At 71.0% G+C, this 17510-nt stretch carries 17 protein-coding genes; 12 read left to right on the forward strand and 5 right to left on the reverse strand.

Features of this window, described 5'->3' with window-relative positions; all coding sequences use genetic code 11:
* Positions 1-79 precede the first annotated feature (79 nt).
* The 3 genes from alaS (at position 80) to AC1MLT_RS03780 (ending at position 4021) form a co-directional block, all read left to right on the forward strand.
* The gene (gene alaS / locus AC1MLT_RS03770) at positions 80-2704 is read left to right on the forward strand and encodes an alanine--tRNA ligase (protein ID WP_481033938.1); all 2625 of its coding nucleotides are present in this window, start codon (positions 80-82) and stop codon (positions 2702-2704) included.
* 133 nt (positions 2705-2837) lie between these two features.
* A complete protein-coding gene (locus AC1MLT_RS03775; RefSeq protein WP_481033939.1) occupies positions 2838-3143 on the forward strand; it encodes a plasmid stabilization protein in 306 nt (101 codons plus the stop codon).
* Positions 3144-3295: 152 nt separating this feature from the next.
* Positions 3296-4021 carry a carbonic anhydrase gene (locus AC1MLT_RS03780; RefSeq protein ID WP_481033940.1) on the forward strand — a complete coding sequence of 242 codons (726 nt, stop codon included), beginning with the start codon at positions 3296-3298 and terminating at the stop codon, positions 4019-4021.
* On the opposite strand, the gene trmB is transcribed toward AC1MLT_RS03780, so the two are convergent.
* The 4 genes from trmB to AC1MLT_RS03800 form a co-directional block, all read right to left on the reverse strand.
* Positions 4011-4877: a tRNA (guanosine(46)-N7)-methyltransferase TrmB gene (trmB, locus tag AC1MLT_RS03785; protein WP_481033941.1), complete on the reverse strand. Its 867-nt coding sequence runs from the start codon at positions 4875-4877 to the stop codon at positions 4011-4013. The genes AC1MLT_RS03780 and trmB overlap by 11 nt on opposite strands.
* Positions 4847-5815, reverse strand: coding sequence for a tRNA glutamyl-Q(34) synthetase GluQRS (gene gluQRS, locus AC1MLT_RS03790; RefSeq protein ID WP_481033942.1), 969 nt, complete (start codon positions 5813-5815; stop codon positions 4847-4849). The genes trmB and gluQRS overlap by 31 nt, the downstream gene beginning before the upstream one ends.
* Before the next feature lie 45 nt (positions 5816-5860).
* Complete coding sequence (locus tag AC1MLT_RS03795; protein ID WP_481033943.1) at positions 5861-7033, reverse strand: NAD(P)/FAD-dependent oxidoreductase; 1173 nt, start codon at positions 7031-7033, stop codon at positions 5861-5863.
* A gap of 104 nt (positions 7034-7137) precedes the next feature.
* Positions 7138-8091, reverse strand: coding sequence for a LysR family transcriptional regulator (locus AC1MLT_RS03800; protein ID WP_481033944.1), 954 nt, complete (start codon positions 8089-8091; stop codon positions 7138-7140).
* 142 nt (positions 8092-8233) lie between these two features.
* Between AC1MLT_RS03800 and AC1MLT_RS03805 the strand changes: the two genes are divergently transcribed.
* From AC1MLT_RS03805 to AC1MLT_RS03825, 5 genes are all read left to right on the forward strand, one after another.
* Positions 8234-8935 (forward strand): pirin family protein, encoded by a 702-nt coding sequence (locus AC1MLT_RS03805; RefSeq protein ID WP_481033945.1) that lies wholly within the window; start codon positions 8234-8236, stop codon positions 8933-8935.
* Between the two features lie 109 nt (positions 8936-9044).
* A complete protein-coding gene (locus AC1MLT_RS03810) occupies positions 9045-9485 on the forward strand; it encodes a DoxX family protein (protein WP_481033946.1) in 441 nt (146 codons plus the stop codon).
* 76 nt (positions 9486-9561) lie between these two features.
* A complete protein-coding gene (locus AC1MLT_RS03815; protein WP_481033947.1) occupies positions 9562-10119 on the forward strand; it encodes a flavodoxin family protein in 558 nt (185 codons plus the stop codon).
* 41 nt (positions 10120-10160) lie between these two features.
* A complete protein-coding gene (locus AC1MLT_RS03820; protein ID WP_481033948.1) occupies positions 10161-11078 on the forward strand; it encodes a pirin family protein in 918 nt (305 codons plus the stop codon).
* 78 nt (positions 11079-11156) lie between these two features.
* The gene (locus AC1MLT_RS03825; protein ID WP_481033949.1) at positions 11157-12521 is read left to right on the forward strand and encodes a carbohydrate porin; all 1365 of its coding nucleotides are present in this window, start codon (positions 11157-11159) and stop codon (positions 12519-12521) included.
* Between the two features lie 46 nt (positions 12522-12567).
* On the opposite strand, the gene budC is transcribed toward AC1MLT_RS03825, so the two are convergent.
* Positions 12568-13404 carry a meso-2,3-butanediol dehydrogenase gene (budC, locus tag AC1MLT_RS03830; protein ID WP_481033950.1) on the reverse strand — a complete coding sequence of 279 codons (837 nt, stop codon included), beginning with the start codon at positions 13402-13404 and terminating at the stop codon, positions 12568-12570.
* A 155-nt stretch (positions 13405-13559) separates the two neighbouring features.
* Here budC and AC1MLT_RS03835 point away from each other — a divergent pair, with 155 nt between their 5' ends.
* The 4 genes from AC1MLT_RS03835 (at position 13560) to AC1MLT_RS03850 (ending at position 17446) form a co-directional block, all read left to right on the forward strand.
* A complete protein-coding gene (locus AC1MLT_RS03835) occupies positions 13560-14477 on the forward strand; it encodes a LysR family transcriptional regulator (protein ID WP_481033951.1) in 918 nt (305 codons plus the stop codon).
* A 115-nt stretch (positions 14478-14592) separates the two neighbouring features.
* A complete protein-coding gene (locus AC1MLT_RS03840; RefSeq protein ID WP_481033952.1) occupies positions 14593-15603 on the forward strand; it encodes a Bug family tripartite tricarboxylate transporter substrate binding protein in 1011 nt (336 codons plus the stop codon).
* 218 nt (positions 15604-15821) lie between these two features.
* Positions 15822-16514, forward strand: a complete 693-nt coding sequence (locus tag AC1MLT_RS03845; RefSeq protein WP_481033953.1) for an RraA family protein — start codon at positions 15822-15824, stop codon at positions 16512-16514.
* The gene (locus AC1MLT_RS03850; RefSeq protein WP_481033954.1) at positions 16511-17446 is read left to right on the forward strand and encodes an NAD(P)-dependent oxidoreductase; all 936 of its coding nucleotides are present in this window, start codon (positions 16511-16513) and stop codon (positions 17444-17446) included. Before AC1MLT_RS03845 ends, AC1MLT_RS03850 begins: the two co-directional genes overlap by 4 nt.
* The last annotated feature ends 64 nt before the right edge of the window (positions 17447-17510 follow it).

Raw genomic sequence — 17510 nt, forward strand, 5'->3', positions numbered from 1 at the left:
ATCGACGGGCATTCCAGCCCCTCGAATCCAGCGGCCGACGGGTCGGTTCCGACCCGCGGCGCGAGCACTTCCACATCCCATGAGCCAGCCCACCTTCACGGTCGCGGACATCCGCAAGACCTTCCTCGATTTCTTCGCCTCGAAGGGCCACACGATCGTGGCGTCGAGCCCGCTGGTGCCGGGCAACGACCCGACGCTCATGTTCACGAACTCCGGCATGGTCCAGTTCAAGGACGTGTTCCTGGGCGAGGACAAGCGGCCCTATGTGCGCGCCACCTCGGTCCAGGCCTGCCTGCGCGCCGGCGGCAAGCACAACGACCTGGAGAACGTGGGCTACACCGCGCGCCACCACACCTTCTTCGAGATGCTGGGCAACTGGAGCTTCGGCGACTACTTCAAGCGCGAGTCGCTGCAGTGGGCCTGGGAACTGCTCACGCAGGTCTACAAGCTGCCGCCCGAGCGCCTGCTCGCCACCGTCTACGCCGAGGACGACGAGGCCTACGACATCTGGACCAAGGACATCGGCCTGCCGCCCGAGCGCGTGATCCGCATCGGCGACAACAAGGGCGGGCGCTACAAGTCCGACAACTTCTGGATGATGGCCGACACCGGCCCGTGCGGTCCGTGCAGCGAGATCTTCTACGACCACGGTCCCGGCATCCCCGGCGGCCCGCCGGGCAGCCCCGACGAGGACGGCGACCGCTTCATCGAGATCTGGAACAACGTGTTCATGCAGTTCGACATGGCCGCCGATGGCAGCGTCACGCGCCTGCCGGCGCCCTGCGTCGACACCGGCATGGGCCTGGAGCGGCTCGCCGCCATCCTGCAGCACGTCCACAGCAACTACGAGATCGACCTGTTCGACGCCCTGATCCGCGCCGCCGCGCGCGAGACCGGCGAGCAGGACCTGGGGCACAACAGCCTGCGCGTCATCGCCGACCACATCCGCGCCACCGCCTTCCTGGTGACCGACGGCGTCATCCCCTCCAACGAGGGCCGCGGCTACGTGCAGCGCCGCATCGTGCGCCGCGCGATCCGCCATGGCTACAAGCTCGGCCAGAAGAAGCCGTTCTTCCACCGCCTGGTGCCCGACCTGGTGGCGCTGATGGGCGACGCCTATCCCAAGCTGGTGGCCGACGAGCAGCGCATCGTCGAGGTGCTCAAGGCCGAGGAGGAGCGCTTCTTCGAGACCCTGGCCAACGGCATGGAGATCCTCGACGCCGCGCTGGGCGAGGGCGCGACCGCATTGCCGGGCGACGTCGCCTTCAAGCTGCACGACACCTTCGGCTTCCCGCTCGACCTGACCCAGGACGTCTGCCGTGAACGCGACGTCGGCGTGGATGTCGCCGGCTTCGATGCCGCGATGCAGCGCCAGAAGGCGGCCGGCCGCGCCGCCGGCAAGTTCCGCATGGACCGCGCGGTGGAATACGCCGGCGCCGGCAACGTCTTCACGGGCTACGAGCACCTCGAGGAGGACGCGCGCGTGGTCGCGCTCTACGTCGACGGCACCGCGGTCGGCGAACTCGTGGAAGGCCAGCCCGGCATCGTGGTGCTCGACACCACGCCGTTCTATTCGGAGAGCGGCGGCCAGGTCGGCGACCAGGGCTTCATCGGCGCCGAGGGCGTGCAGTTCGGCGTCGAGGACACGCAGAAGATCAAGGCCGACGTCTTCGGCCACCATGGCGTGCAGACCCAGGGCACGCTGCGCGTGGGCGACGCGGTCAAGGCGGCGGTCGATGGCGCGCGCCGCGCGGCCACGCAGCGCAACCACAGCGTCACCCACCTGATGCACAAGGCCCTGCGCGACGTGCTGGGCACCCACGTGCAGCAGAAGGGCTCGCTGGTCGACCCCGACAAGACGCGCTTTGACTTCGCCCACAACGCGCCCGTCACATCGGCGCAGATCCTGGAGATCGAGCAGCGCGTCAATGCCGAGATCCTGCAGAACGAGGCCAACGTGATCCGCGTCATGCCGATCGAGGAGGCCCAGAAGAGCGGCGCGATGATGCTGTTCGGCGAGAAGTATGGCGAGACCGTGCGCGTGATCGACATCGGCAGCAGCCGCGAACTGTGCGGCGGCACCCACGTGCGGCGCACCGGCGACATCGGCCTGTTCAAGGTGACGAGCGAGGGCGGCGTCGCCGCCGGCGTGCGCCGCATCGAGGCCGTCACGGGCGCCAATGCGCTGCACTACCTGCAGGACCTGGAATCGACCGTGCAGAGCGTGGCCTCGACCCTGCGCGCGCCGACCGCCGAGCTGCAGGCGCGGCTCGGCCAGGTGCTCGACCAGATGAAGGGCCTGGAGCGCGAGATCGGCGCGCTCAAGGGCAAGCTCGCGGCCTCCAAGGGCGACGAGCTGGTGTCGCAGGCCATCGACCTCGGCGGCGTCCAGCTGCTGGTGGCCCGGCTCGACGGCGGCGACGCCCGGACCCTGCGCGACACCATGGACAAGCTCAAGGACAAGCTGAAGTCGGCCGTGGTGGTGCTGGCCCTGGTCGAAGGCGCCAAGGTGCAGCTGGCCGCGGGCGCGACCGGCGCCGCGCTGGGCAGGGTGAAGGCGGGCGAGCTCGTCAACTTCGTCGCCCAGCAGGTCGGCGGCAAGGGCGGCGGCAAGCCCGACATGGCGATGGCCGGCGGCACCGACGCCACCGCGCTGCCGGGCGCCCTGGCATCGGTACGCGCCTGGGTGCAGGAACGACTCTGAAGCCGGCCACCCGGCGCGCGGAGTCCCCGCGCCCGGGTCGGCGCGCGCCGACGGAGGGGCTTTCGCTCCTCCTACACGCCGGAGCGCCGGCGCGATCGATGAAAAGATCCCATCGATCGAGAAGGAGCATCCCATGCCCAGAGGTGACAAGTCCGCCTACACCGACAAGCAGAAGCGTCAGGCCGAGCACATCGAGGAAGGCTACGAGAAGCGCGGCGTGCCCAAGGACGAGGCCGAGGCGCGGGCCTGGGCCACGGTGAACAAGGAGACCGGCGGCGGCAAGAAGAGCGGCTCCGGTCGTGGCCAGCCGGAGAACCACGAACCCGCCAGGAAGGGCGGCAGGGCCGGTGGCGCCGCGTCGGCCGCCCGCACGCCCGAGCAGCGCTCCGAATCGGCTCGCAAGGCGGCCGCGACGCGCAAGCGCAACGCGGCATCCTGAGGCGCCGGCCCCTGTCGTGCAGGGCCTGTAGCGTGAAGCCGGGCTCAGCGCAAGCCGGCGAGGCCAAAGACCCGGCGGCACCACCCGCCGTGTGTTGACGCTCACTTTCGCCGGTGGTCTGATGCGCTCCGCTCAATCACTGGAACCGTTTCATGTATCCCCACGACTCCTCGCGCCGCTCCTTCTTCCGTCTCGGCTATGGCGCCCTTGGCCTGGCCGCCAGCGTCGGCGCGCTGTCGTCCGCCCAGGCCGCCGACGGCCGGACGACCGACCTGACGCCAGCGCAGGCGCTCGCCAAGCTCAAGCGCGGACATGACGACTTCCTCAACGACAAGCCGACGCCCAAGACCATGCGCGACAGCAGCCGCCGCCTGGCCATCGCGCGCGCGCAGGTGCCCTTCGCCGTGCTGGTGGGCTGCTCCGACAGCCGCGTCTCGCCCGAACTGCTGTTCGACACTGGTCTCGGCGAACTGTTCATCGTGCGCAATGCCGGCAACACCATCGACACCGTCGCCATGGGCAGCATCCAGTACGCGGTGCAGGTCCTGAAGGTGCCGCTGATCCTGGTGCTGGGCCACGAACGCTGCGGGGCGGTGGAGGCGGCGGTCTCGGTGGTGGAGAAGAACACCGTCTATCCGGGCAGCATCGGTCAGATGGTGGAGCCGATCATCCCGGCCGTGCTCAAGGCCAGGGCAGCGGGCGTGGCCACCGCCGACGACCTGCTCGACGCCTCGGTGCGCGAGAACGTCAGCCGCACCGTGCAGCGCCTGCGCACGGCGGAGCCGACCATGATCGACCCCATCAAGGCCGGTCGGCTGATGGTGGTCGGCGCGCGCTACGACCTCGACGACGGCAAGGTCGACTTCTTCATGGAGTGACGGGGGTCGCCGCGTCCGGCGCCTGCCTGATGAAGACCAGGTCCCAGACGCCATGGCCCAGGCGCAGGCCGCGGTTCTCGAACTTGGTCAGCGGGCGGTAGGCGGGCTTCGGGGCATAGCCCCGGTCCGTCGGGGCCGTGGCCGCATCCGGTACGTCCGGCACGTCCGCCACGTCCGCGGCAGCCACCGAATTGCGCAGCAGCGCTTCCTGCGCCAGCACCTCGAGCATCTGCTCGGCATAGGGCTGCCAGTCGGTGGCGCAGTGCAGGTAGCCGCCGGGCGCGATGCGCTCGGCCAGCTTGCGCACCAGCGGCGGCTGGATCAGGCGGCGCTTGTGGTGGCGCGCCTTGTGCCAGGGGTCGGGGAAGAAGATGTGCACGCCGGCCAGGGTGGCAGGCTCGATCATGTGGTCCAGCACGTCGACGGCGTCGTGCGCGCAGATCCGGATGTTGTGCAGGTCCTGCTCGCCGATGCGCTTGAGCAGGGCGCCGATGCCGGGCTCGTGCACCTCGCAGCACAGGAAATTGGTCTCGGGCATCAGCGCCGCGATGTGCGCCGTGGCCTCGCCCATGCCGAAGCCGATCTCCAGCACCGTCGGCGCCGCGCGGCCGAAGGTGGTCGCGAGGTCGATCGGCGCGGCGCGATAGGGCAGCAGGAAGCGCGGGCCGAGCTGGTCGTAGGCGCGTTGCTGGCCATCGGTGGTGCGGCCGCCGCGCTTGACGAAGCTCTTCAGGCGCCGGTGCAGGGGGTGGGGCGGGTCGGAGCCGTCGGCACCGGGTCCGGTGGCGGTCGCGGGGCGGTCAGGCTCGGGGGGAATTGGGTTTGTCACGGGCGCGGATTGTAGAGATCGCGCCATTGCGTGACCCAGCGGCCCAGGGCGCGGGCCCTTGCCGCGACGGGGTCGTCGGGGCGGGTCGCCGCCGCTGGCGCGCCCTCCAGGCCGAGCGCGCGGGCCGCCGTGTCGAGGGCCTCGAGTGCCGCCGCCGGCGTGCCGGTGTCGAGGGCCCGGGCGCCATTCTGCTTGGAGAGCTTCTGGCCATCGGCCGCCAGCACCAGCGGGGTGTGCAGGTAGCTCGGCGTCGGCAGGTCGAGGGCCCGCTGCAGCAGGATCTGGCGCGCGGTGTTGTCGGCCAGGTCGGCGCCGCGCACCACGTCGGTCACGCCCTGGTCGGCATCGTCGACCACCACCGCGAGCTGGTAGGCCCAGGGCCCGTCGGCGCGCCGCAGCACGAAGTCGCCGACGGCCGCCGCCACGTCCTGGCATTGCGCGCCGAGCCGGCGGTCGTGCCAGGCGACGCGGGTGTCGCCATCGGGTCCGGCGCCGGAGTCGCCGAGGGGCCGTACCGCGAAGCGCCAGGCCCGGGGCGCGCGGCCCCGCAGGCCGCAGCGGCAAGTGCCCGGATACACGCGTTCGCCATGCCGGCGATGCGCGAGGCCCTGGCGCGCCAGGGCTTCGTCGATGTCCTTGCGCGAGCAGGCGCATGGATAGGCGCGACCGGCATCGACCAGCCGCGCCAGCGCGCGTTCGTAGAGGGCGACGCGATCGGTCTGCCGCACGGGCGCGGCATCCGGGACCAGGCCACAGGCGGCGAGCTGCGCCAGGATGTGGCTCTCCAGAACCGGCAGGCAGCGCTCGGTGTCGGCATCCTCGATGCGCACCAGCCAGCGCGCGCCCGAGCCGCGCGCCCGGACGTCGAGCCAGCTCGCGAGCGCGGCGACCAGCGAGCCGGCATGCAGCGGACCCGTGGGCGATGGCGCGAAGCGCCCGATGCCGCCGCCTCCCGTGGACCCCATCGGTTCGTCCGACCTACCCGACCCGACCCGGTCGCGCCCGCGCCGTCAGAGCGCGGCCAGCGCCAGCGACAGGCCGGACAGGAACGCGTCCTCGACCCGGTGCCCCATGCACCAGTCGCCGGCCAGGCCGATGCGCGAGCGCGCATCCCACAGGTGCGACTTGCCCAATGGCGTCTGGGTCTGGGCCTCGGGCCAGCAGCGTGCCCGCGCATGGCTCGGCGTGGCGTGGATGCCGGTGATCTCGGCGAAGGCGCGCAGCAGCTTGGCCTCGACGCGCGCGGCATCGTCGCGCAGGTGCTCCTGCGACCAGGCCGGGCTGGCCTGCAGGGTCCAGCGCTCGACGGCGTCGCGGCCGGGCTTGGAGGATTCGCGCGCCAGCCAGGCGACCCGATGATGGGTGCTGCGCGCCACGTTCCATTGCGGGCCCAGGTGCGAGAGGTTGGCTTGCGGGAAGGCGATCATCAGCGTCCAGCAGGGCGAGGCCTGCACCTTGGCGATGGCGCGGCCCAGCGCCGGCGCCAGCGCTGGCCGCGCCGGCGCGGCCAGCCCGGTGGCCGGGGCGCCCTGGCCCAGCAGCAGGCGCGCGCAGGCCGGCGGCACGGTCAGCAGCACGGCATCGAAGTCCGAATGCACGCCGGTCGCGCCCTCCGCGCCCTCGGTGCGCAGCTGCCAGCGGCGGCGGTCGAGCGCGTCGGGCTCGATCTGCGTCACGCGGGCGTCGAGGATCAGCCGTTCGCCCAGCGGCGCGGCCCAGCGTCCGACCAGCGCGCCCATGTTCGGCTGCGCGACCCAGTGCTTCTCGAGCGAGGGCAGGGCGGCCTCGGCGACCCGGCCATGCGGATCGAGCACCCGCACCAGGTTGGCGCTCCAGGGCTTGCACACGCCGGGCACCGTGCGCAGCGCCTGCTCGAAGCGCGGATCGCGCACGGTGAAGTACTGCGCGCCGCTGTCGAACGAACCGAAGGGCGTCGACTCGCTGGCCATGCGGCCACCGGGGCCGGCCTCGCGCTCGAACACCGTGACCTCGTGGCCGGCCTGCAGCAGCGTGCGGGCGCAGGCCACGCCCGCGATGCCGGCACCGATGACGGCGAAGCGGCGCGGCGCCGGCGCGACCGGGCCGTCGGTGGCGCCGGTGGTGGCATCGGCGCGCGGCGCGCCGGGGGTGGACGAGGAGGTCGCGGTCTGTCGATGGCGGTCGGAGCGGCGGCGGGTGGACATGGCGGGTCTCTTTCTTCGTTCTGTGTCGGACGGGTGGGAACGGTGGCGTCGACGCGCGGCCGGACAAGGGGCGCGATGTGGTGCGGCCGACTCTACATCGGCTTTCAGCGCTCCCGGTGGCGCTCGAGCAGGGCGCGCCGCGTGGCCTCGGGTTCCAGCCGCGCCAGCCACCATTCGAGCGCGCGGCCGGGACGCCCCGTCGCCGGGGGGCGCCAGGCGATGTGCATCTGGCCGATCGGATTGGTGCGCTCGGTCCGGCACTCGACCAGGTGCCCGGCCTCGATCCACGGCCGCGCCATCGGCTCCGGCAGGAAGCCGGCGCCCAGGCCGCGCAGCTGCGCGGACAGCTTGGCCTGCATCGTCGGCACGGTCAGCACGTCCTGGCCGCCGACCAGGTTCACCGTCATGCCCTCGCCGCTGCGCGCGGAATCGGCCACGGCGACGGCCCGGTGCGCGCGCAGCGCGGCTTCGCCGAGCGGCTGAGGCTCGCTGGCCAGCGGATGGTGCGGCGCCACCGCGTAGACGAAACGCAATTCACCCAGCGGCCGGGTGCGCACGCCCTGCGCGGTGAAGGCCAGGCTCGAGGCATCGAGCACCGAGCCGATGGCCAGATCGGCCTGGCCGGTGGCCAGCGCGCCGATGGTGCCCAGCAGGGTCTCGTCGCGCAGCTTCAGGCGCGTCGGCGGTCGCTCGGCATAGAAGTCGCCGACCAGGTCGAGCAGCGGATCGCGCGCGATCACGCTGTCGAGCGCGATGGTCAGCAAGGGCTCCCAGCCGGTGGCGACGCGCCGCACGCGGTTGGCCACCGCCTCCAGGTCGGCCAGCATGCGCGGCGCCTCGCGCAGCAGTTCGGTGCCGGCCTCGGTCAGACGGGCCTGGCGCGCGCTGCGGTCGAACAGCAGCACGTCGAGCGCATCCTCGATCTGGCGCACGCGATAGCTCAGGGCGCTCGGCACCAGACCCAGCTCGCGCGCGGCGCCGGCGAAGCTGCCGGCGCGCACGATGGTCTGCAGCATCGACAGGGCATCGGGGGTCAGGGCATCGCGGGCGGCGGTCATGCGTCGGGTCCAGTCAAAAAATTCGAATGATGCCTTCAAAGCCGGCTGCTCGTCGAGGCGGGGCGGCGCCCTAAAGTCATGGACATCCGCTGCGCATCCGGCGCGGCATCGCAAGCGGGCCGCGAGGCCCAGGAGTTCAACGATGTTGACGATTCGCAAATCCCAGGATCGCGGCCATGCCGATCACGGCTGGCTCAAGTCCTTCCACAGCTTCTCCTTCGCCGGCTATCACGACCCGGCCCACATGGGCTTCGGCAACCTGCGCGTGATCAACGAGGACCGCGTGGCCGCCGGCGCCGGCTTCGGCACCCATGGCCACAAGGACATGGAGATCATCAGCTACGTGATGTCGGGCGAGCTGGCGCACCGCGACAGCATGGGCAATGTCGAGACCATCCCGCCGGGCGAGGTGCAGCGCATGAGCGCGGGCCGCGGCGTGATGCACAGCGAGTTCAACCACAAGGCCGACGAGACCACGCACTTCCTGCAGATCTGGCTGCTGCCCGACCGGCTGGGCGTCGCGCCGGGCTACGAGCAGAAGCGCTTCGATGCCGCCGACAAGCGCGGCCGTCTGCGCCTGGTGGCCTCGCCCGATGGCGCCGATGGTTCGGTCACGGTGAATTCCGATGCCCGCCTGTATGCCGGCCTGTTCGATGGCGAAGAGACCGCGTCGCTCGCGCTCGATGCGGCACGCAAGAGCTATGTGCACCTGGTGCGCGGTGAACTGGAGGTCAATGGCCGCAAACTCGCCACCGGCGATGCCGCGATGATCGAGGGCGAATCCACGCTCGATCTGGCGGGCGGCAGGCAGGCCGAGGTGCTGGTGTTCGACCTCGCCGCCTGACGCCTCGAGCGATCCGGCCGCCGCCGTCCGACGCCGGGCGGTGGCCGGATCCGGCGCGCCGCGCCAGTTTTTCCGTGTTCCACTTTTTTTCCATCGAAGGAGTCTTCCCATGGCCACCACGCTCTCCGCCTCACGCTCCACCGGCGTGACCACCACCTCCAGCCGCGATGTCGTCGCGCTCGTCGCGCGCCTGCTGATCGCCGCGCTGTTCATCCCGGCGGGCTTCGGCAAGCTGATGAACTTCGCCGGCACCGTGGGCTACATCACGTCGGCCGGCCTGCCGCTGCCGCAGGTGGCCGCCGCCATCGCGATCGTGGTGGAGCTGGGGCTGGGCGTGCTCTTCCTGGTCGGCTTCAAGACCCGCTGGGTCGCGCTGGCGCTGGCCGTGTTCACCGTGGCGGCTTCCTTCGGCTTCCATCACTACTGGTCCATGCCCGCCGACAAGGTCATGGTCAACCAGCTGATGTTCTTCAAGAATCTCGCGATCGCCGGCGGCCTGCTCGCGTTCTGGTCCTTCGGGCCCGGGCGCCTGAGCGTCGACGAGCGCTGAGCATCGGGCGGTCCTCGCGCCGCCCCTTGCGTCGTCGTCTTCCCGTTCCATGTTTTCCCGCACAGAGGATCCTTCCATGCCCGATATCGCAGTCGTCTTCCATTCCGGCTATGGCCATACCCAGCGCGTGGCCCAGGCCGTGGCCGATGGCGCCGGCGCCGAGCTCATCGCCATCGATGCCGATGGCAACCTGCCCGAGGGCGCCTGGGAGAGCCTGGCCGCGGCCGATGCCATCGTCTTCGGTTCGCCGACCTACATGGGCGGTCCGAGCTGGCAGTTCAAGAAGTTCGCCGATGCGTCGTCCAAGGTGTGGTTCACGCAGGGCTGGAAGGACAAGTTGTTCGCCGGCTTCACCAACAGCGCCTCCATGAGCGGCGACAAGTACGCCACCCTGGCGGCGTTGTGGACCCTGGCCATGCAGCACGGTGGCCTGTGGGTCGGCCTGGGCATGATGCCCAGCAACACCAAGGGCGTCTCGCGCGACGCGCCCAACTTCGTCGGCGCCTTCGGTGGCCTGATGACGCAGTCGCCTTCGGATGCCAGCCCGGCCGAGATGGCGCGTGGCGACCTGGACACCGCGCGTACCTTCGGCGAGCGCATCGCCCAGACGGTGCGCGCGCGCGCCGGCGCCTGAGCCGCATTTCCTCCGACCGACCGCCGACGGGAGACATCCGCATGACCTCGCCCCAACTGCTCCATCCGGCCGACAAGGACCTCGGCGGCGGCTTCAAGGTCCGCCGCCTGCTGCCGGCGGCCAAACGCCGCTCGGTCGGACCGTTCGTGTTCTTCGACCATTTCGGCCCGGCCACCGAGCGGCCGGGCGAGGCGCACGACGTCCGCCCGCATCCGCACATCGGCCTGGCCACGGTCACCTACCTGTTCGAGGGCGCGATGATGCATCGCGACAGCCTGGGCAGCGTGCAGGAGATCCTGCCCGGCGCCATCAACTGGATGACCGCCGGGCGCGGCATCGTGCATTCGGAGCGCAAGCCCGAGCGCCTGCGCGGCGACGAGTATGTCAATCACGGTCTGCAGTTGTGGGCCGCGCTGCCGCGCGAGCTGGAGGAGGTCGAGCCCAGCTTCTCGCACACCGGCAACGGCGAGATCCCCGAGCTGGACGAGCAGGGCGCCCGCGTGCGGGTGCTGATCGGCGAGGCCTTCGGCATCCGTTCGCCGGTGCCCACGCTGATGCCGACGCTCTACCTGGACATCGCGCTGCCGGCCGGCGGGCGCTTCGTGCTGCCGGCGCTGGCGCCCGAACTGGCGATCTACACCGTCGATGCCGACGTCACGATCGATGGCGTCTTGGTCGAGGCGCACACCATGGCCCTGCTGCCCGACGCGCGGGGCGCCACGCTGGAGGCCGAGGCGCCGGTGCGCCTGATGGTGGTCGGCGGCGCGCCGCTCGACGGTCCGCGCTTCATCACCTGGAACTTCGTCTCCAGCCGGCGCGAGCGCATCCTGCAGGCCGGCGCCGACTGGCAGGCCCAGCGCATGGGCCAGGTGCCGGGCGAGACCGAGTTCATCCCCCTGCCGGGACCGCCGTTCCAGGTCGCCAGCCCGGCGCCCGACACCGGCACGACGCCGGTCTGACGGCACGCCGTCGTCGAGCCGTCGTCAAGCCGTGACGCCGGCCTGATAGGGTTCGGGCCCCGCATCCATTTCCGTCCCATGCAGATCCCACGCTCCTTCGTCCTGGCGTCCCTCGTCCCGCTGCTGCTGGCGGGCGCCGCGACCGCGGCCACGCCCGATGCCGCCACCCCCGCCGAGCCCGACGGCACGCCCGAGACCTGGAACCTCCATGCCCAGGCGACCTACATCCGCCAGCTGAAGTCCGCGCTGAACTCGCCCTACGCGGGCGCCAACAGTCTGCTGCCGGGCCGCGAAGGCAGCTACTCCTTCACCTCGACCATCTTCATGGGACTGCGGCTGGCGCCGGGCACCGAGGTGTACTTCAATCCCGAGTTCGTCCAGGGCGTCCCGCTCTCGCGCCTGACCGGCCTGGGCGGCCTGACCAACAGCGAACTGCAGAAGACCGCCGGCGCCGACCTGATCGGCTACCGGGCCCGGCTGTTCGTGCGCCAGACCTGGGGCCTGGGCGGCGGCAGCGATGCCGTCGAGTCGTCGGCCAACCAGCTCGGCGGCAGCTACGACAAGCGCCGCGTCACGCTCACCGTCGGCAATCTCGCGGTGTCGGACCTGTTCGACGGCAGCCGCTATGCGCACGACGGCCGCACGCAGTTCATGAACTGGTCGCTGCTCACGCATGGCGCCTACGACTTCGCCGCCGATTCGCGCGGCTATTCGTGGGGCGGGGCGCTCGAATACCGCAATGGCGACGACTGGAGCCTGCGCGCCGGACGCTTCGCGATGCCGATCGAGTCCAACGGCCTGAAGCTCGACCACCATCTGATGTCGCGCCATGGCGACCAGGTCGAGTTCGAGCACCGCCACACCATCGACGGCCGCGATGGCACGGTGCGCCTGCTGGGCTTCCGCAACGTCGCGCGCATGGGCGGCTTCCAGGATGCGCTGGACTACGCGGCGCAAAACGGCACCGTGCCCGAGGTGGCGCCGGTGCGCAAGCGCCGCACCAAGGTCGGCGCCGGCATCAACGTCGAGCAGGAGGTCGCCGATGGCCTGGGCGTGTTCGCGCGCCTGGCGGCCAACGACGGGCGCTCCGAGACCTATGCCTTCGCCGAGATCGACCGTTCGTTCTCCACCGGCGCGGTGCTGACGGGCGAACGCTGGGGCCGGGCCGGCGACGCCATCGGCGCGGCCTATGCGCAGAACCAGCTGTCGCCGTCGCACCGCAACTTCCTGGCCGCCGGCGGCTATGGCTTCTTCGTCGGCGACGGCCGGTTGACGTACAAGCCCGAATCGATCGCCGAGTTCTACTACCGAGCCGGCTTCCGGGGCCCGCTGCGCCTGCAGAGCGCCCTGACGCTGGGCTTCCAGTTCATCCGCAACCCCGGCTACAACGCCGACCGCGGACCGGTGCGCACGGTGTCGGCGCGGCTGCACACGGAGTTCTGAGCCGGCTCGATCGCGGCGCCGAGGGCGCCGATGGCGGTGCGGCGGCTCAGCCCATGTTCGGCTGGCCGTTCGACGCGCCCAGTCCGCCATCGACCGGCAGCATCACGCCATTGACGAAGCTGGCGTCGTCGCTCGCCAGGAAAGCGATGACGGCGGCGACCTCGTGGGCCTCGCCCGGGCGGCCCATCGGGATGCGTTCCCGGAACTTGGCCAGGAGGTCGTCCTTCTCCTGCATGTCGGCCGTCATCGGCGTGCGGATGAAGGTCGGGCAGACGGCGTTGACGCGCACGCCATCGGCGCCGTGGTCGAGCGCCAGTGAGCGCGTGAGGTTGACGATCGCGCCCTTGGAGGCATTGTAGAAACCCATCGCCCAGTCGCCACCCAGGCCCGAGACCGATGCCGTGTGGACGATGCAGCCGCGACTGGCGATCAGGTGCGGCATCGCCGCCTTGGCGCCGTGGAAGACGCCGCCGGCGTTGACCGCCATCACGCGCGCCCAGTCCTCCAGCGAGCCATCGGCGGCCTTGCCCTCGACGGCGATGCCGGCATTGCCGACCAGCACGTGCAGGGCGCCGAAATGCTCGATCGTGGCCCGCACCAGCGCCTCGACCTGGGCGTAGTCGGCCACGTCGGTGGGCTGCACCAGCGTGCGCTCGGGGGGCAGCCCGGCGGCCACCGCGTCGAGCTTGGCGCGCGTGTCGCCGGCCAGCACCACGCGGGCGCCTTCCAGCGAGAAGCGGCGGGCGGTGGCCTCGCCGATGCCCGAGCCGGCGCCGGTGACGATGACCACGCGGTCGGTGAAGCGGTTCAGGTTGCGCGCCGGCCGGGTGTCGCTGACGTCGGCCGTGGTGCTGGTGTCGGTGGGATGGCTGTCGCTGCTCATGATCGGGGTCCTCGGGTGGGAGACAGGACGCAGAGCCTGGGCAGGCGACCGCAGCGATGGCGTCAGCCAAGGGCGACGGGGCGTGTCAACCGCCGGTGCGCCCGACAATCGATCGATCCCTCCATCCACCCATCCACCCATCGATCGGACCCACCTTGGACCTGCGCGATCTCCAGTACTTCGAAGTGATCGCCGAGCTCGAGCACATGGGCCGCGCCTCCGAGCGGCTGCATCGCACGCAGCCCGCGCTGACCAGCTGCGTCGACCGGCTCGAGGCCGCCTGCGGCGCCGCGCTGTTCGAGAAGAGCGGGCGCGGCATCCGGCTCACGGCCGCCGGCCACGCGCTGCTCAAGTGGGCGCAGCGCACGCGCTTCGACATCGAGAGCGCGCGGCGCGAGATCGGCGACATCGGGCGCGGCCTGTCGGGCCTGCTCAAGGTGGGCATCGTGCCGACGGCCGCGCAGTTCCTGCTGCCGCCGGCCGCCCGCGACCTGATCCACGAAGCGCCCGGCGTGACGCTGCGCACCACCGTGGCGCTGGTGGACGTGCTCAAGCCGCTGCTGCGCGCCGGCGAGATCGACCTGATGGTCGGCACCGAGGGCACGCCCGAGGCCGGCTTCGTGTCGCACTACCTGGCCGAGGACCTGATCGTGGTGGCGGCGGCCGAGACGCACGAGGTGTTCGGCATCGCCCGCCCGTCGCTGAAGGACCTGGCGAAGTACCGCTGGGTGCTGCAGCCCGCCGGCGCTCCGACGCGCGACTGGCTCGACCAGACCTTCGACCGCCGGCACCTGCCGCGTCCCGTGGTGCAGGTGGAGAGCACGATGCTGATCATGCTGCCGGAACTGATCGGCGAGACCGGGCTGCTGAGCTTCATCTCCCGGCTGCACTTGCAGACCGGCCGCTCCGGCGCCGCGCTGCGCGAGGTGCCGGTCAAGGGCACGGCGATGCGCCGGCGCATGGTGGTGACCCATCGCGACAACGGCTACGTGCCGCCGGCGGCGCAGCGACTGATCCAGCTGCTGGCCCGTCACGCGGCATCGCAGGCCATCGAACACCCCAAGTCCGATTGATGAATCACCAAAAATAATCGATTGGACGCTGGGTGTCGTCCTGTGAATACTTGCCATTCACCAGACGCATCGTTCCAACCATGGAGCGGGCGATCCGGAACTGGAGACAAGTGAGATGACATCCTTCCGCACCACCGGCGGCGCTTCGCGTCGCGTCGTCCTGAGCGCCCTCGGCCTGATTGCCACGGCGGGTCTGCTGGCCACCGCGCCGGCCCTGGCGCAGTCCGGCTACCCGTCGCGGCCGATCCGCCTGATCGTGCCGTTCCCCGCCGGCGGCGGCACCGACCTGATCGCCCGCGAGGTCGCCAACAAGGTCGCCACCAGCAACAACTGGTCGATCATCATCGACAACAAGCCCGGCTCCGGCGGCAACCTGGGCGTCGACGCGGCGGCCAAGGCGACGCCCGACGGCTACACGCTGGTGCTGGGCCAGACCAGCAACCTGGCGATCAACCCGACGCTGTACGCGAAGCTGCCCTACGACCCGCAGAAGGACCTGTCGCCGGTGACGCTGGTGGCCACCGCGCCGCTGGTGCTGGTGGTGGCGGCCGACTCGCCCTACAAGACCCTGGCCGACGTCATCGCCGCCGCCAAGGCCAAGCCCGAGGCGCTGAACTACGCCAGCTCGGGCAGCGGCACCGTCGCCCACCTGGCGACCGAGCTGCTGCAGAAGACCGCCGGCGTGAAGTTCACGCACGTGCCCTACAAGGGCGCGGCGCAGGGCTCGACCGACTTGATCGGCGGGCAGATCCAGATGTACATGTCCTCGGTGCCGACCCTCATCGGCTACATCAAGAGCGGCAAGATGCGCCCGATCGCCGTCACCTCGGCCCAGCGCACGACCGACCTGCCGGCGGTGCCGACGATCGCCGAGTCCGGCTACAAGGGCTTCGAGGCGGTCACCTGGTTCGGCGTCGCCGGACCGGACGGCATGCCCTCGGATGTCGTGCCCAAGCTCAATGCCGCCTTTAACAAGGCCGTGCAGGACCCCGAGGTGAGGAAGAAGCTGGCCAGCCAGGGCGCCGAGGCGCTGGGCGGCACGCCCGAACGCTTCGCCACCCTGATCCGCGACGACATCGTGCGCTGGGGCAAGGTCGTCAAGGAATCCGGCGCGAAGGTCGATTGACCCCCAGTCTTCGCGCACTTCGTGTCGCTGCGCCAACCCCCTTCCAGGGGGCGACACCGGTGGCCCGGCGGAGCCGGCTCCACGGTGTCACTGGCACGGGGGCGTGACGATTTCCATGGGCTGCGGGTAGTGGCAGCGCCATGACACACGGCGATGCCGTCGTCGTTTCCCTCTTCCTGAATTCCGATTCAACCCATCCCTCTGATCGAAAGCCATCCATGTCCACCCACGCAATCCCCGACATCATTCGCGACTTCGAACGCGTGCCCGCCGCCATCGTGGCGCAGGCCGCCCAACTGCAGCCCGCCATCCTGGCCGACGTCGCCGGCCGGCGCGGCGCGATGCACGGCCGCATCCAGGCCCTGCGCCCGCGCATGAAGCTCGCCGGCCCGGCCTTCACCGTCGAGGTGCGTCCCGGCGACAACCTGATGATCCATGCGGCCATCGCCATGGCCAAACCCGGCGACGTGCTGGTCATCGACGGCAAGGGCGACCAGACCGCCGCGCTGATGGGCACCATCATGATGACGGCCTGCCAGAAGCTCGGCCTGGCCGGCGTGGTGATGGACGGCGCCTGCCGCGACAGCCTGGAGATCGACGAGATGGACTACCCGGTCTTCTCCGTCGGCACCAACCCCAACGGCCCGACCAAGAACGTCGGCGGCCGCATCGGCCATCCGGTGACGGTCGGTGGCGTGACGGTGCATCCCGGCGACTTCGTGATCGCCGACGGCGACGGCGTGGTGGTGGTCGAGCGCGAGAAGATCGAGTCGCTGCTGCCGGTCGCCGAGAAGAAGGTCAGGGACGAAGCCGCGCGCATCGCCGCCATCAAGGAAGGCGACACGACGGCCAAGTGGCTCGTCGCCGCGCTGCGCACGGCCGGCGTGCTCAAGGAAGGGGAGTCGCTGTGAGCGGCACCGTCCTCGTCACCGGCGCCGACCTCGCGCCGCAGGCGCTGGCGCTGCTCGAGGGCTACGAGATGGTCTACGCCGGCAGGACGCCGACGCCGCAGGACATCGTCGCCCTGTGCCGCCGGCACGACCCCGTCGCCATCATCGTGCGCTACAGCGGCGTCGGCGCCGCCGCCATGGACGCGGCGCCATCGCTCAAGGTGATCGCCAAGCATGGCAGCGGCACCGACACGATCGACAAGGTCGCGGCCAAGGCGCGCGGCATCGAGGTGCTCGCGGCCGTCGGCGCCAATGCCGCCGCCGTCGCCGAGCAGGCGCTGGCGCTGCTGCTGGCCTGCGCCAAGTCGGTGGTGCGGCTCGATGCGCGCATGCACGCCGGCCACTGGGACAAGGCCACGCACAAGAGCGTGGAGCTCGGTGGCCGCACCATCGGCCTGGTCGGCCTGGGCGCCATCGGCCTGAAGTTCGCCCGCATGGCCGATGCCCTGGGCATGCGCGTGATCGGCTTCGACCCGTTCGCCAAGGACCTGCCGGATCACGTGCGGTCGGTCGACCTGGAGACGATCTGGCGCGAGGCCGACGCGATCTCGCTGCACTGCCCGCTGACCGAGGAGAACCGCCAGCTCGTCAATGCCGCGACCCTGGCGAAATGCAGGCGCGGCGTGATCGTGGTGAACACCGCGCGCGGCGGCCTGATCGACGAGGACGCGCTGCTCGAGGCGGTGCGTTCGGGCCAGGTGATGAGCGCCGGCCTCGACAGCTTCGCCGTCGAGCCCCTGGCGGCGGACAACGTCTTCAAGGGCCAGCCGGGCTTCGTCCTGAGTCCCCACATCGGCGGCGTCACCAGCGATGCCTACGTCAACATGGGCACCGCCGCCGCGCGCAACGTGCGCTCGGTCGTCGAAGGCACGAAGGCCACGGCCACGGCCTGACCACGGCCTCATCCGGCCGTCCGCGAGCTTCCGCCAGAGAGGCCCGGCCGCGCCTCCCGCTTCC

Source organism: Variovorax sp. PEI5 (assembly GCF_056679935.1).

Bases quoted from the DNA above. Each gene is read 5' to 3' on its own strand.
- AC1MLT_RS03780 (WP_481033940.1), top strand. From the start codon at position 3,296: ATGTATCCCCACGACTCCTCGCGCCGCTCCTTCTTCCGTCTCGGCTAT.
- budC (WP_481033950.1), bottom strand. From the start codon at position 13,404: ATGAGCAGCGACAGCCATCCCACCGACACCAGCACCACGGCCGACGTC.
- AC1MLT_RS03775 (WP_481033939.1), top strand. From the start codon at position 2,838: ATGCCCAGAGGTGACAAGTCCGCCTACACCGACAAGCAGAAGCGTCAG.
- AC1MLT_RS03840 (WP_481033952.1), top strand. From the start codon at position 14,593: ATGACATCCTTCCGCACCACCGGCGGCGCTTCGCGTCGCGTCGTCCTG.
- AC1MLT_RS03845 (WP_481033953.1), top strand. From the start codon at position 15,822: ATGTCCACCCACGCAATCCCCGACATCATTCGCGACTTCGAACGCGTG.
- AC1MLT_RS03820 (WP_481033948.1), top strand. From the start codon at position 10,161: ATGACCTCGCCCCAACTGCTCCATCCGGCCGACAAGGACCTCGGCGGC.
- AC1MLT_RS03815 (WP_481033947.1), top strand. From the start codon at position 9,562: ATGCCCGATATCGCAGTCGTCTTCCATTCCGGCTATGGCCATACCCAG.
- AC1MLT_RS03810 (WP_481033946.1), top strand. From the start codon at position 9,045: ATGGCCACCACGCTCTCCGCCTCACGCTCCACCGGCGTGACCACCACC.
- alaS (WP_481033938.1), top strand. From the start codon at position 80: ATGAGCCAGCCCACCTTCACGGTCGCGGACATCCGCAAGACCTTCCTC.
- AC1MLT_RS03800 (WP_481033944.1), bottom strand. From the start codon at position 8,091: ATGACCGCCGCCCGCGATGCCCTGACCCCCGATGCCCTGTCGATGCTG.
- AC1MLT_RS03805 (WP_481033945.1), top strand. From the start codon at position 8,234: ATGTTGACGATTCGCAAATCCCAGGATCGCGGCCATGCCGATCACGGC.
- AC1MLT_RS03795 (WP_481033943.1), bottom strand. From the start codon at position 7,033: ATGTCCACCCGCCGCCGCTCCGACCGCCATCGACAGACCGCGACCTCC.
- gluQRS (WP_481033942.1), bottom strand. From the start codon at position 5,815: ATGGGGTCCACGGGAGGCGGCGGCATCGGGCGCTTCGCGCCATCGCCC.
- AC1MLT_RS03825 (WP_481033949.1), top strand. From the start codon at position 11,157: ATGCAGATCCCACGCTCCTTCGTCCTGGCGTCCCTCGTCCCGCTGCTG.
- trmB (WP_481033941.1), bottom strand. From the start codon at position 4,877: ATGGCGCGATCTCTACAATCCGCGCCCGTGACAAACCCAATTCCCCCC.